The 13,570-nt window shown below is 64.0% G+C and carries 13 protein-coding genes and 5 pseudogenes; 13 read left to right on the top strand and 5 right to left on the bottom strand.

Going from position 1 to position 13,570, the window contains the following annotated elements:
• Window positions 1-127: 127 nt before the first annotated feature.
• On the bottom strand, window positions 128-565 hold the full coding sequence (locus tag BST11_RS09885; protein WP_083137777.1) for a PIN domain-containing protein: 438 nt from the start codon (window positions 563-565) through the stop codon (window positions 128-130).
• Window positions 566-824: 259 nt separating this feature from the next.
• The gene (locus BST11_RS09880; protein ID WP_083137776.1) at window positions 825-1,028 is read right to left on the bottom strand and encodes a hypothetical protein; all 204 of its coding nucleotides are present in this window, start codon (window positions 1,026-1,028) and stop codon (window positions 825-827) included.
• Window positions 1,029-1,310: 282 nt separating this feature from the next.
• On the opposite strand from BST11_RS09880, the pseudogene BST11_RS28925 reads away from it, so the two are divergent.
• Window positions 1,311-1,436, top strand: a pseudogene (locus tag BST11_RS28925) (type II toxin-antitoxin system Phd/YefM family antitoxin); the annotation flags it as partial.
• Window positions 1,437-1,528: 92 nt separating this feature from the next.
• Here the strand turns inward: BST11_RS28925 and BST11_RS28135 are convergent.
• Together BST11_RS28135 and BST11_RS09870 are read right to left on the bottom strand one after the other, a co-directional pair.
• Window positions 1,529-1,627 (bottom strand): annotated as a pseudogene (locus tag BST11_RS28135) (toxin); the annotation flags it as partial.
• A complete protein-coding gene (locus tag BST11_RS09870; protein ID WP_083137775.1) occupies window positions 1,624-1,851 on the bottom strand; it encodes a ribbon-helix-helix protein, CopG family in 228 nt (75 codons plus the stop codon). The pseudogene BST11_RS28135 and the gene BST11_RS09870, both read right to left, overlap by 4 nt.
• An 890-nt stretch (window positions 1,852-2,741) precedes the next feature.
• On the opposite strand from BST11_RS09870, the gene BST11_RS09865 reads away from it, so the two are divergent.
• The 3 genes from BST11_RS09865 (at window position 2,742) to BST11_RS09855 (ending at window position 4,911) form a co-directional block, all read left to right on the top strand.
• A complete protein-coding gene (locus tag BST11_RS09865) occupies window positions 2,742-3,926 on the top strand; it encodes a hypothetical protein (protein ID WP_142276277.1) in 1,185 nt (394 codons plus the stop codon).
• 321 nt (window positions 3,927-4,247) lie between these two features.
• Window positions 4,248-4,496, top strand: a complete 249-nt coding sequence (locus BST11_RS09860; RefSeq protein WP_083137771.1) for a type II toxin-antitoxin system VapB family antitoxin — start codon at window positions 4,248-4,250, stop codon at window positions 4,494-4,496.
• Window positions 4,483-4,911, top strand: a complete 429-nt coding sequence (locus BST11_RS09855) for a type II toxin-antitoxin system VapC family toxin (protein WP_083137838.1) — start codon at window positions 4,483-4,485, stop codon at window positions 4,909-4,911. Before BST11_RS09860 ends, BST11_RS09855 begins: the two co-directional genes overlap by 14 nt.
• 445 nt (window positions 4,912-5,356) lie before the next feature.
• On the opposite strand, the gene BST11_RS27095 is transcribed toward BST11_RS09855, so the two are convergent.
• The gene (locus tag BST11_RS27095; RefSeq protein WP_142276276.1) at window positions 5,357-5,848 is read right to left on the bottom strand and encodes a hypothetical protein; all 492 of its coding nucleotides are present in this window, start codon (window positions 5,846-5,848) and stop codon (window positions 5,357-5,359) included.
• Between the two features lie 237 nt (window positions 5,849-6,085).
• On the opposite strand from BST11_RS27095, the gene BST11_RS09845 reads away from it, so the two are divergent.
• The 9 genes and pseudogenes from BST11_RS09845 (at window position 6,086) to BST11_RS09805 (ending at window position 13,535) form a co-directional block, all read left to right on the top strand.
• The gene (locus BST11_RS09845; protein ID WP_083137767.1) at window positions 6,086-6,319 is read left to right on the top strand and encodes a DUF433 domain-containing protein; all 234 of its coding nucleotides are present in this window, start codon (window positions 6,086-6,088) and stop codon (window positions 6,317-6,319) included.
• Between the two features lie 413 nt (window positions 6,320-6,732).
• Window positions 6,733-6,978 (top strand): type II toxin-antitoxin system Phd/YefM family antitoxin, encoded by a 246-nt coding sequence (locus tag BST11_RS09840; RefSeq protein WP_083137766.1) that lies wholly within the window; start codon window positions 6,733-6,735, stop codon window positions 6,976-6,978.
• The gene (locus BST11_RS09835; protein WP_083137764.1) at window positions 6,975-7,367 is read left to right on the top strand and encodes a type II toxin-antitoxin system VapC family toxin; all 393 of its coding nucleotides are present in this window, start codon (window positions 6,975-6,977) and stop codon (window positions 7,365-7,367) included. The genes BST11_RS09840 and BST11_RS09835 overlap by 4 nt, the downstream gene beginning before the upstream one ends.
• A 280-nt stretch (window positions 7,368-7,647) precedes the next feature.
• A pseudogene (locus BST11_RS09830) lies at window positions 7,648-7,981 on the top strand (transposase); the annotation flags it as partial.
• Between the two features lie 66 nt (window positions 7,982-8,047).
• Window positions 8,048-9,293: pseudogene (gene istA, locus BST11_RS09825) on the top strand (IS21 family transposase).
• Between the two features lie 2 nt (window positions 9,294-9,295).
• A pseudogene (locus tag BST11_RS09820) lies at window positions 9,296-9,628 on the top strand (ATP-binding protein); the annotation flags it as partial.
• Window positions 9,629-9,748: 120 nt separating this feature from the next.
• A complete protein-coding gene (locus tag BST11_RS09815; RefSeq protein WP_083137761.1) occupies window positions 9,749-10,930 on the top strand; it encodes a tyrosine-type recombinase/integrase in 1,182 nt (393 codons plus the stop codon).
• Window positions 10,927-13,095 carry a tyrosine-type recombinase/integrase gene (locus BST11_RS09810; RefSeq protein WP_083137760.1) on the top strand — a complete coding sequence of 723 codons (2,169 nt, stop codon included), beginning with the start codon at window positions 10,927-10,929 and terminating at the stop codon, window positions 13,093-13,095. Before BST11_RS09815 ends, BST11_RS09810 begins: the two co-directional genes overlap by 4 nt.
• Window positions 13,092-13,535, top strand: coding sequence for a DUF6262 family protein (locus tag BST11_RS09805; protein WP_083137758.1), 444 nt, complete (start codon window positions 13,092-13,094; stop codon window positions 13,533-13,535). Before BST11_RS09810 ends, BST11_RS09805 begins: the two co-directional genes overlap by 4 nt.
• The last annotated feature ends 35 nt before the right edge of the window (window positions 13,536-13,570 follow it).

Raw genomic sequence — 13,570 nt, 5'->3', positions numbered from 1 at the left:
TCATCCAGCGGTCCCGTCGGGTGCCCGCAAATTGCGCTGCCGGGCAGAGCTGAAAGCCGCGCAGGCGGCTAACGCCGTTGTCGCCACGTGGCGGTCAGATGCGGCGCCCCGTCCGGCCGCAGCCGCACTAATGATCGCCGAACGCTGTGAGGAGCTTGAGGCGCGGCGCGCCCGCAAAGACCCTGTCATGGGAGACCAGTGGCACATCCAGGCGGATGGCGATGGCAGCAATCCAGCGGTCGCCGTCGTGGAGTTTGTGGCCGAGCGGATGGCCGGCCTGTTGACACTGCACCCGCAGGGCTGCGCAGGCGGTAATGGTCTCGTCGTCAGGTTGAACGATCGTCAGTGCACCAATGCGCCGGTCAAGCCTTCGACGCCGCAGGTCGCCCCAACCGGCCCGCTGCGCCCCGTAGCGAAGCTCCATCACGGTCTGGAAGGGCAGCAAGACAGGTCTTAAGCCGATCAGCGCCCGATAACGTTCGGCAAGCAGGTTCGGTCTTTCGTCAACCAGCCAGCTGATGACCATCGTGTCAATGACCACTGCCCCCGACTCGACATCGGTCATCTACCGGCCAATGCCTCCTGAAAGGCATCCCACTGCTTGTCAGGCACACCGTCGACCACTAAATGATCGCGCGCAGGCAGCGGACGCGCGCGCTTGCACGCCTCGTCAGGGGGATACACCCGCAGGGGTCCTACGCTAGGTCGCTCAACGCCAGACATGGCCTTAAGTGTATGACGTGAGAAATTGGGGTCTGCTGCACGATCAGGTGACGGTTGCGGTCACGCGGCCTGACTGGCCGGTGAGGGGTACGCGCGATACCTCAGCCACGAGGCGTGATGTCCTGGCTAGCGACCCGGTCGAGATCGGCCCGCAACCGGTCCGACCGGACCCGCGGTGCGCCCCGGAATGCCGCGAAGGCCGCCTCGGCGCTGATGAATTGGCGCCGGTGCAGCGGGGAAAGTTCACCGACCGCGATTCCATTGCGGGTCACCACGAACGACTCGCCCTGGTCAAGCCGGCGCATAGTCTCGCCACTGTTATTGCGCAGCTCCCGTTTGAGTGATCTGTTTGGCAATACCCGCATCGTGGCACGCGTGCTACGGCACGGGCGTGCCGAACGCCCATGCACGTGGGGCTTATCGGGGACTGGAGAATTCAGGGCTGCAGCGCGGTCGGTCTACGAACGGGGCACTCACCGGCTATTGATATCGGTGTGGTCGCGGACAGAAGGCCCGACCGGTCGCTTGTGGCTATAATTTGTCTCAAGTAAGCAGCCACTTTGAGGGCGTGAGCGCTGTGTCGGTGAGTGGAGGGGTTGAGCGTGGAGGTCGGGGTTCGCGAACTGCGTGATCAGTTGAGTCGGCATCTGGCCCAGGTGCGTGCGGGGCGCACGGTCACGGTCACCGATCACGGTCGTCCTATTGCGCGCATTGTGCCAGTAGATCGGCCCACAACGTTTGAGCAACTCTGTGCCCAGGGCCGTGTCCAACGCGCGCGGAACCGCAAACAGCCCGCGCCGGCCCCCCCGGTCGCAGCGCTGAGATGGATCGCGTTGGACAAGACCGCGACATAGAGCTCGTGTTCACTGTCGCGCCGTGGTGCGATGTCCCCTGGGCTGATCACAAGCCGGCGGTACGGTTGGCCTGGTAGATCTTCTGCGCGTAGGCGTCGATATCCAGCGCCGGAACGGTGCGGCTGGTGTAGGTCTGCAGACCAACACGCAGATGTTCGTTGCGCAGCGCTTGTTCGACCAACTCCGAACGATTCATCCCAGCAGACCTGGCGTCCGCGTCGGCCGCGGCCAACACGTCGGCATCGACAGTGACCGAGATCTTTTCCTTCGCCATACCAAGCATCCTACTGATCATGCTACAAGAGGGTGTCGGGCAATCACGTTCCGGACCTGAGGGCGGGGCGGGATGGCATCACGGGCCCGCGTGGCGTTGCGGTCAGACCAGCCCGGCGGCGGGGTTGCTGTGTGGTGAGGTGAACAATGACTGCGCAGAAATGGTCGGCAAACTATAGCTGACGCACTACTGGTGTCGCGGCTAACGGGGCGAAACGCGAATAGATAACCCGGCAAGCAATCGGGGGCATTGTCGCATAGAACCCGCAGTGCAGCGAATGGCGACGACCAGCGGATAGGGATATTTTGAGTGATTTCTCCGAGTTGACTGTGGTGTGGGCGCAGCCCTTGCCGAAGCATTTGATGGCGGGGCGTTGAGCCTGTAGATAGTTGTCGTCAAGGGCCTTATCGCATTAGCGCGCACCCGCGTGGGAACTGTGTGCGTGAAGAAGGCCGACGGGTCGATCCTGTTGCCGTGCCCGGAGAAGGCGCCTGCCGTGGCAGGTAGAGTAACGCTGACATGTTGCATAGCAACACCTTTGGGAAACCACTCGCGACATCCGCGGTCTTGCGAGCCGTTGATCGAAACCACGATCTGGCCGATCGAGCCGGCCGAGGTTTGCAATGGCCCCACCGGTCGCACGCCAAAGCGATGACCAGCGCCGCCACGTGAACATAAACAGTACGAGCACCTCTAATAGATGCTCCGATTCCGGGATAAGTCGGAGTTCGAGTTGAGGATCGGGATATTGAGAATATCGTCTCCACACACGCCGGGTATTTCGGAACGGTAACGCGCCACAATGGCCAATGAACGGCGTCTATTGGGCCGGTATTTCTCAGGTACGTTCAGCTCACTCGACACCCGAAACACACACGAAGGAGATGGTCGTGGACCTCGCAGCCCGCCGCCCCCACCTCAGCGCCGGCATCGCCCTGGCCAGCGCCGCCGTCATCGCCGCCGGCCCGATGACCCAGCACCTACCCAAACTCGATGTCGCCCAACACCTCCCCAAGGTCAGCGTGACCGATATCAACCTCACCGACGCCAGCGAAAGCATGATGGACCTGTTCGCCGGGGTGGAAAATCAGCTCGCATCGCTGGCAAGCGGGCCAAGTGCGGCCGCGGTGCCAGCAGCCGTGGTCGTCGTTAACCCATTGCAGACGTGGATTGACGATTTCACAACGGCCGGTTCCGGGCTGCAGACGGTTTTCAACATTTGGGAGAACGACCCCTTCCCAATCGCGCAGCAAGTCCTCGCGAACTGGGCCCAGTACGGAATCGACTACATCACGCCATACAAAAGTGCTGCAAAGGGGGCCGTTACTTACTTCGGTTCAACCAAGCCTTCGACCTTCTGGGGGCTTCTTTCGCAGTCGTGGACCCTGTACCAGCAAGGCAATATAGCCAGCGCACTATCAACACTAGATCGGGCCCTGGGCATTTCTCTATTGTCGTCAGTGGGGCTTCCGCTTGAGAAGACTCTAACGTGGTTGCCCGACATACCGCAAAACTTGACCTCACTTACTAATCAATTAGTTGGCACAGTCCCCATTGGACAGTCCAATACTCTGACCTTCCTCGGCACGTTAGCTTTGGGTTTCGCGCCTAGACAGGCACTAGACCAAACCTTTCAAAACATCTCGGATGCGTACAACGCCGGCAACCTGCCGGCGATGCTTACTAACATGGCAGATGTCCCCGGTGTAATTGCCGGCAGTATTCTCAATGGACAGAACGGCTCATATGGCATTTTCTCTCCCCACACCGGGGTGCTCAATGTGCTTTTCAACCAGGTTCCCGCCAGCTTGGCGAAGGTAATCGTTGCACCTGGGGCCCAGAACCTCTCGACCGGCGGGAGTCTCGCGGTCGCCGGCCAGAACCTCCTGAGCGCCTTACAAACTGGTTGGCCGGACTTCACTCCTGTGGTCAACACCGTCAGCAGCGAATTGACTGCCTTCCTGCAAAACATCCCGTCGGTCCTGTCTAATTTGCCGACGTTGTTGAGCGGCGCGCTCGGGAGCCTTGCCTCCCACATCGGGCTGTTGATCACCAACCTCCTCAAGTTGCTCTGAGTCCGGCGATTGCTCGCCAGCCGGCAAGCAATCGATGACTACAATCGGCCCCCTTCGCCCGAAGGGGGCCGATTGTTCGTGCGGGTCATCTCGCGCTGCGCGCCGAGAGCGGAGTTGGGGGTGCGACTGCAGCGTGCCCAGGTCGATCCAGGGGCGCACACCGACCGGCCGCGCTCGCCGGGACACGACCGACGATCGGGATCGCTGCGAAGAGCGTGTCGAGGCTTGCCGACCCGCTAAGTGACATCGGCTCCAATTGCTCGTCGACGGCTTCGGCGAAGCACGCATCATGATGCGACGGAGTGATGCTATGATGCCGGGATGCGGACGACGGTGAATATTGACGACAACCTGCTCGCGGAGGCCAAGGTTCTGGCCGCCAGAACGTCGCGATCCCTTGGCGAGGTGGTGGACGACGCGTTGCGCGCCATGCTTCACCGTGACACCGAGCGGCGCCCGGCCAGGCAGTTTCGACTACCTGCACACGGCAGCGGCGGGCTTCGGGCCGGCATCGATTTGCAGGACAAGGATGCCCTGGCCGAAGTCTTGGGTGACAATGCTGCTCCTTGATGTGAACGTCTGCGTCTACGCGATCCGCCAGGACAGCGTCGACCACGCGGCGTATTACGAGTGGGTTCACGGTGCTCTGGCGGCCGACGAGCCGGTCGGGATCAGCGAGCTGGTGCTCTCCAGTGTCATCCGGTTGCTCACCAATCATCGCGTCTTTCGTCAGCCCAGCTCGACGGCCCAGGCCCTGGATGCCTGCCGCGCTCTTCGATCCGCACCCGCTGCCGTGGCGCTGCGCCCGGGGCCACGGCATTGGGACATCTTCGACTCCTTGTGCACCAAAGTCGGGGCCAAAGGCAACACGGTCGCCGACGCGTATCACGCCGCGCTGGCGATCGAGAACGGCGCGACCTGGATTACCAACGACCGCGGATTCGGCCGGTTTCCCGGCCTGCGTTGGCGTCCTCCCTTCGATTAATGGCTTAAAGCCCACTACCCAGCTCTGCTTATGTGGTGTTGCGGGCGGACTGGCTGCCTTCCGGACGACTTCGTCGGTTCATCGCATTGGTTGATGGCACCCAAAATCACCCGCGATCGGCCCATCCGCCGACCTTGACGGGCACTCGCGGTTACCTATCACCTGGATGCCCCGTATGTGGCCGTGCATCGTGGTGTGTGCGCAGGGGTTTGCAGGCGTTGGCGGGCGCCGGTGGGGCGCTGGGCACCTGACGCGATGCGCGGATCGCACGTGCCCCGGCCCGGCGGCATATTGGTCAGAACACTGAGGTGTCCACAACGGCGGCGAACAGTGGACCCATGGCCACGTCGCGGCGTCGCATAGACCATTGGCCCCCTTCCTGTACGAGAAGGGGGCCAATGGCTGGATAACGATCACCTGCCGAGTCGGCAGGCCTCTGCCAGGTTTAGAGGAACCTGAGGAGGCTCATCAGGAACGCGCCAACCTGGGTCGCGATGTTACCCAACATCGACGGGATGTTCGAAACGATCGATGGAAGGTTTTGTAGCAGTGACGTCAGGTTCGACGCGAGGGTGTTTTCCAGCGGGGCAAGCGACGGCCAACCATTGAGGAGTTGGTTCCCGAAGTTCTGAATTGCGCCTTGCAGGCTGCCGCCCTGCATAACGTTCGTGGCACCAGGAGCTACAATGCTTTTCGCGGCACTCTGCAAAATGCTGTCGAAGAAACGGCTTGCCAAGCCGGAGAAGTTGCAGGTACCAAACTGATTGCAACTCTGGAAGCTGAGCAGGCCATTAAGAAAACCTGTGCTTTTGCCTGTTGCCGGGTTCCCGTTAACCAGTCCGTTGAACACCGCGCCCGGGACGTTGAGCGCATTGGTCAGCACGCCCAGCCCATCGCCGGCCGCCCATGCACTTTGAAGGCCGGTGAGACCATTCACGAGCCCATAATTTATGGCGGCGCTCGGAGCATCAAGGAGCCCAAAAAGGACAACTGTTTGTAAATAATTTGCCGACTATTTCTGCGCGACCATTGTTGGCGCTCCCACACAGCAACATCCGCCGACCACGCCCGCAGTTGACCAAACCCCGGGTCTTGCCTCACCCGGCGGCCCTCCTGTGCGGCCGCGATGTGTGCTGTCGGCGGGATTTGGTAGTCGCGCGGGTACCCTTGGCGCATGGCGCGGTTGGGGCGGATCACTGTGGACCAGGCGGTGTGCCATGGTCAGCCCACGGTGCGTGGTCTGCGCTATCCGGTGCACTTTCTGCTCGAACTGCTCTCCTCGGGCATGACGATTGAGGACGTGCTGGCCGACTATCCCGAGTTGCAGCGCGATGACCTGCTGGCCGCGGTGGAGTTCGGCGCTATGGCCACCGGGGGGCATCGCGTGGTTCCGCTCGGCGCCGCGTGAAGGTCCTCATCGATGCCCAGCTACCCTAGGGGCTCGCCCGCGTACTCATCCAGTCTGGCCACCACGCCGTGCACACCGGCGAGCTTCCCGAGGTGAAACACCTCGACCGACGCACAGATCGTCGCGGTCGCAGACGACCAGCCGCGGGTGGTCGTCACCGCGGATCGCCGCTTTCGCGACGAGCACCAGGGCGGAATCTCACCAGACTGGTGCAGTTGATGGCCGACCCGCCGCGACATTGATAGGTCAGTGCGACTCCCGACGCTCCAACTGGGCGGTTCCGGCGAGTTGGCCGACCCCGGATTTGTTACGGCATCCGTGTGATTCTTCGTCTTCGTGCCGTTGGCGGTCAGTGCCGCCCGGTGTCGTCTACTGTTCTGTCGAAATATTAGCGCTGGCGGTAGACTAAGTTCATGACTAAGTCTATTGCACTGAGGGTGGGTGTCCACGAGGCCAAGACGCGCATGTCAGAGCTATTGCGGCTAGTCGATAGCGGGCAGGAAATCGAGATCGCCCGCGGCGGTGAGCCCGTGGCCAAGCTGGTACCGTTTCGCCCTCGGGAAGTCCGTCGCTTAGGCATCGACCACGGCGTGTATACCGTGCCTGATGATTTCGACGCCCCGTTGCCCGACGATGTCCTGCACGACTTTCACCGGTGACACGCTATCTGCTGGACACCCATGTGTGGCTGTGGATCCAGTCCGATCCTGACCGGCTACGCGAGGACACCCGCATCCTCGTCGAGGACGTCCGCACCACCCTTTTCTTCTCGGCTGCCAGCGCCTGGGAGATCGCGATCAAATACCGGCTCGGCAAGCTCGCGCTGCCTGACTCGCCGGGGTTATATGTGCCCGATCGGATGCGCCGGTCGGCGACGTTTGCGCTGCCGGTCGACCCTGGGCACGCACTGCGCACCGCCGAGCTCCCCGATCACCATCGCGATCCGTTCGACCGGCTGCTCATCGCCCAGGCCCAGCAGCTTGACCTGACCATCCTGACCGCCGACACGCAGTTCTCGGCCTACGATGTCGCGATCATCCCCGCGTGACTAACCGCACCCCCCACGCTGCGCCGGTATCGGTCGTTGCCCAACAACACCCCGGGTTGCGTCCAGCAGGGTGGGGTAGGAGCCGTCCCTGTTACTAAAGGGCGGCGTGTCGTGGCCGCATAGTTGGAGGCCATCGCGTGATTCTTCGAGAGGCCAGCAGCTGCCGCAGCACATCGGGGCTGGTGGTGGTGCGTCGTTCGGCCAAGACAGCAGACAGATCGATATCGTGGGCGGTGGTCATCGCGTCGATTCCTTTTGCTCGAGTAACTTTGGTCGGTCCATCCACACCTTGATGGGTGTTGAAGCCGATGCCCTGTGCGGCGCCGGCTACGGCCAACGCAGCGCCGAGCACATCAACTCCCGCAACGGCTACCGGCACCGCCAGTTCGACACCCGCGCAGGGTCATCGGGTTTGGCGATCCCCACGCTGCATCACGGCTGCTACTTCCCGGACCGGCTTGCGGAACGGCGAACGCGCCCAGCGGGCCCTGAGCACGGTGGTGGCCACCTTCCATCTGCTCGGGGTGTCGACGCGACGGATGGACAAGCTCGTCGAGACGTTGGGCATCACGTCGTTGTCCAAGTTGCAGATGTCGGTGATGGCCAAGGTGTTGACGACGGTTGAAAACCCGGCCAGTTGCGACGGTTGAAAAGTAGGCCACCCGATCAGATTGGATTGGGTGATCTCCTTGGAAGACTGGGCGTTGATCAGGCATCTTCACCGCAGCGAGGGTTTGTCGCAGCGGGCCATCGCACGACAACTCGGCATCGCGCGTGACACCGTGGCGGCCGCGGTGGCCAGTGATGGTCCGCCGAAGTACGAGCGCACCTCGGTGCCGTCGGCGATCGACGCAGTGGAGCCACGGATCCGGGCCTTGTTGTCGACCTATCCGCAACTGCCGGCCACGGTGCTCGCCGAGCGGGTCGGCTGGACGGGGTCGATCTCCTGGTTTACGGGAGCGGGTGCGGGCGATCCGCCCGGAGTACTTGCCTGCTGATCCGGTCGACCGCCTCGAGCATCCCCCGGGGCAGGTGATTCAGTGCGACCTGTGGTTCCCCGCACCCAAGATTCCGGTCGGGTTCGGCCAGGAGGCGATGCTGCCGGTGCTGGTGATGGTGGCCGCGTTCTCCCGGTTCATCGCCGCGGTGATGCTGCCCTCGCGCCAGACCATGGATCTGGTCGCCGGGATGTGGCAGCTGCTTGCGGGCAGTTTCACCGCGGTGCCGCATGAGTTGTGGTGGGACAATGAGGCCGGGATCGGCCGCCGGGGCCGGTTGACCGATCCGGTCACTGCCTTGATGGGCACTGTCGGGTCGCGGTTGGTGCAACTCAAACCCTATGACCCCGAATCCAAGGGGATGGTGGAGCGAGCCAACCGATATCTGGAGACTTCGTTCCTGCCCGGGCGCACCTTCTCGTCACCTGCGGACTTCAATCATCAACTGCAGCAATGGCTTCCCACGGCCAACCGTCGCCGGGTGCGAGTCCTCGATGGTCTTCCGATCGACTTCCTCGATGCCGACCGAGCCCAGATGCTGACCCTGCCTCCGGTGGCGCCGGTCGTGCAGACGGTGACCTCGGTGCGGCTGGGCCGCGACTACTACGTGCGGGTGGCCGGCAATGACTACTCGGTGGACCCGAGCGCGATCGGCCAGCTCGTCGAGGTGAGCACCACCCTGGCCCAGGTGACGGTGAGCCGAGCCGGGCACCTGCTGGCGGTCCACGACCGCTGCTGGGCTGCACGACAAACCCTCACCGACCCCGTCCACGTGGCGGCTGCTGCGGCGTTGCGCCAGCAGTTCCAAGCCGCCGGCCCACCGCCGACGGCGGGTGATCACCTGGTGCGTGATCTGGCCGACTACGACCGCGCCTTCGGCGTGGACTTCACCACCGCCATAACCAGTTCCGATGGGGAGGTGGCCTGATCATGGCCGAAGACCCCATCAAATCCGTCCTGCACTACGCCCAAGCACTCAAGGCGCCGCGCATCCGCGAGTCCGCCGCCCGCCTAGCCGAGCAGGCCCGCGACGGCGGCTGGAGCCATGAGGAGTATTTGGCGGCCGTGCTCTCGCGGGAGGTCGCCGCCCGCGAAGCCTCCGGCGCGGCGACCCGGATCCGATCGGCAGGATTCCCGACCCGCAAATCGTTGGAGGACTTCAACTTCGATCATCAACCCGCACTCAACCGGGACATGGTCGCTCATCTGGGTACCGGGGCGTTCCTGGCCAAGGCCCGCAACGTGGTGCTGCTCGGCCCGCCGGTTATCAACGGGTAGCAACACGCTCGAATCTATGTATGCGACAAGGGGGTTGATGCTGGGCGAGTCATCGTTGTTGCCGGTTTATCGGCGGGTGTTCTTCAACGTGAAGGAACGGCAACGATGGCGTATCCGGTGGCAGTGTCTCCTGTGGGAGGGCAGCGGACCTGGACTGTGCTCGGCGAGGACTTCGCAACGGTCGGTCCCGTCGAGGAGTGGATAGAAGCCCACCGGCACCTGTGGTCGCCGAACACGGTGCGCGGGTATGCGACCTCGTTGGCGCAGTGGTGGACCTTCCTGGAGCAGCGCGGGCAGACTGACTCCTGGTGTGATGTCGGTGTCCCGGCTCTCACGGCGTTTCTGTCTTGGCAACGCAACGGCCGCACTATTGAGCACCGGCTGGCTGAGTCGGACCAGGCACCGAGTGCGGCAACTCTGGAAGTCCGCCTGGCCGCGTTGATTTCGTTCTACCGCTGGCATGACGCGGTGTCCGGTGTGGTGGTGGCGGGACGGCTGCTTCGAGGAACACCGCGGCGTCGGCCGGCCCGGGGCTTGTTGGCGCATCTGGATGCGCGGTCGGCCCCGGCGGCGTCATCGCTGGTGCGGGTGCGCCGCGACCGCCGCCGCGACAGACCACCGTTGCTGCTGCCCGAGCAGATCCAGGGGATCCTGGATGGCTGCGCGGCTTTCGATGCCGAGTCCGGTTCGTGGCAGGGAAACCTGCGCGATCGGTTCGTGTTCGCCCTGCTGGCCGAAACCGGCATGCGACTCGGGGAGGCCCTGGGCCTGCGGATCGGCGAGTTCGTGCTCGGCCGCGGGGACACCGCGTATGTGCAGATCGTGCCGCGGGCCGATAATCCCAACGGGGCGCGGGTGAAGATGATGCGACCGCGACGAATCTATGTCGGGGCCGACCTCGAGCGGCTGTTCGCCGACTATCTCACCGATATCGCCTGCCGAGCAGCTGAATCCGGCATTGCTCTTACGGACACGTCGCCGCTACTGGTGAATGTGTCCCGACCACCGTTGTTGGCCGCATTGCGGGAGACGACGGTCCGGGAGAAAGTGGCCGCGCTGCGACGGCGCTGTATCGGGCCACCCGGGTGGACGCCGCATTGGTTCCGCCACACCCATGCCACCGCCTTGTTGCTCGCCGGAACACCGGAATGGGTGGTCTCCCGGCGTCTTGGTCACGCTCATGTGCAGACCACGCTGGATCTCTACGGCTGGGTCCGCGACGACGAAGCCCTGCGAGCAGCAGCCAACTGGGCGTCCTACGCCAGCAGTTGGCAGGTGGTCGAATGATCGACGAGCACGGCCACCTGCGGCTGCACAGTGCCGAGCATCTCGATCCGATCTGGCGGCTCTGGGACGAGCTGCCGGCACAGTGGCGCGGCCCCGTCCTCGGGCCAGGCATCCCCAACTGGGCTTCGATCACCGAGAACGATTGGCCGCATCTGGATCTGAGCGGATTACCCGACCCGATCGCCGCGGAACTGGCGTGGATGGCGCACTGGCAGGCCAGCGACGGCACCCGCGTCTCGGTGTTGGCGATGGCCCAGCTGGCCAACATGATTCGACGGGCCGTCACCGCGGGCCGCGATACCCCGTCATCGATCCGGGCGATGGATTACGACGCCGCCGCGACGTTGCAGAGCTGGTTCTATCTCAGCCGGGGCAAGCGACTGCCCTCACCCCGAGGCCGGGGCCGGGTGCACGCACTGTTCGGCTTCGCTCGCCACGCCCTGATCGCCGCCAGCCACGACGGCCCGTGGTGGCAGCTGGACTTCTGGCACCCGCGCTGCGATCCGCGGATCCCACTGACCGATCGTGAACCAGTCGCCAACTACGGCTGCTCGCCCGGAGACATCCAACTGCCGTGGCTGCGGGCCGCGGTGAAGTGGCACCTGGGCACCATGCTCGAATCCGGGGCGCTGCGCTGGACCAGCGTCAGCCAGGAACGCATGCGCAGCTTCCGCCGGTTCGACAACTGGCTGACCGCCAGCTTCGATGACCCCACCGAGATCCTGGGCGACCCGACGAGCGCGGTCGAACAGGCGGCGGCATTCGCACGGTGGACCGCCGTGGCCGCCAACCGGGTCACCCGCCAATCCGACACCCGCCACCTCGGACGAACCGTGCCGATCCGAGGAATCAACGACGACCTGCGAGCGGTGGCCGGTCTCCTGGACTTCATTGCCGCCAACCCCGGCGAGGCTCGCCGCATTCTCGGCATCGAGCCCTGGCACAGGGTCACCACCGCTCACGCCTCCAGCTGGTTCGGCCGGGTCACCCGGATACCGCATCAACGCGGTTTCAACGACGCGAACTACATCGACGACCACGCACTCGCGCAGATCACCGCCGCGCTGCCGCTGATCGGATTGCCGCGCACCGAGCAGATGACCATCACCCGCGGCGACGGAACCACCATCACCGCCAACGGACTCGACGACCCGCAAGCAATGCGGATGATCCTGCTGCAGATCCTCACCGGACGACGAGCCAGCGAAATCCGCACCTGCGACTTCGACTGCCTTTCGGCTGCACCCACCACCACAGCCGCGGGCGAGGACCACACACTGACCCGGTTCCGCTACGCACAAAGCAAGATCGACGTCGCACTCGACACCATCCTCGTTGACGACGAGGTCACCGAAGTCATTGCCGAACAACACCGTTGGCTGCACACCCACTACCTCGACAGCAACAGGCGGTATCTGTTCGCCCGGCGTCTGGGCAACCGCCGCGGCGACAAACCCTATCCATCGGGCACCTACAACTGGGTGCTGCGCACCCTCAGCGACCTCGTTCAGATCACCGACGCCAAGGGCCAGGTCGTGCGGTTGAGCCACACCCACCGATTCCGCCACACCCGACTGACCCGGCTGGCCGAACTCGGGCTACCGATCCACGTGCTGCAGCGCTACGCCGGGCACGCCACCCCCACCATGACGATGCACTACATCGCCGCCCGCGACGAACACGCCGAGCAGGCGTTCCTGGCCACCGCCAAGCTGCGATCCGACGGCACCCGCATCCAACTCAGCAGCGACGACCACGACAGTCTGCACCTGTTCCGCCGCGCAGACCGGTTCCTGCCCAACGGGTGGTGCATGCTGCCACCGCTGCAATCCTGCGACAAAGGCAACGCCTGCCTGACCTGCTCGGTATTCGTCACCGACCACACCCACCGAGACGTCCTGCAGCGCCAACTCCGCGAAACTACCAAGCTGATCGACCGGGCCACAACAGAATTCGAGCAACGACACGGCCACCCCATGCCCGACGACAACGTCTGGCTGATTCGCCGCCGCGCCGAACACTCCGCGCTTACCAAACTCCTGGCCGCCCTGGACGACGTGCCCGACTCCGCAGCCCACGGCGCGACAGCCCGGTGTCATCGAGCCAGCACCGGACCCATCCCGCTGACGCTCGACCTGACCGCCCACCGCAGGAGAAGCCCATGACCGACTCCCGACAACGCCGCATCACCGCCCTCACCCAAGCAGCGAAAGTCAAGTCGCAGAACAAAACCCGAGACGCCGAACAGGCTATCCGCCGACTCATCAAACGCGGCGACCCGATCACGTTCCAAGCCGTGCAACGCGAAGCAAGCGTCTCCCACGCCTTCCTCTACAACCACCCCGAACTGCGCACACGCATCGAGCACCTGCGCGGCACCCGCCGCAAAGCATCTGCCGACCAGCCCGTCGACACCGACAGCACCCTGGTCATCACCCTGACCCGCCAGATCGCCGAACTCAAGAAACAACACCGCCAGCAACTACAAGCCCTCCGCGACGCCCTCGAACGAGCACACGGCGAGAACCTCGACCTACGACGCGAACTGGCCCGCCGTGGCATCCACCCCTCACCAAACGTCGCATCGATCGCAACAACGTCCTGAACAGGCAGAACGCGGCACTCTCACCCCCGAACCCG

Source organism: Mycobacterium alsense, assembly GCF_002086635.1.
In the GTDB taxonomy this organism is placed as follows: Bacteria; Actinomycetota; Actinomycetes; order Mycobacteriales; family Mycobacteriaceae; genus Mycobacterium; species Mycobacterium alsense.
The sequence above is the reverse complement of the archived record's forward strand: the minus strand, read 5'-3'. Positions and strand labels throughout refer to the sequence as shown.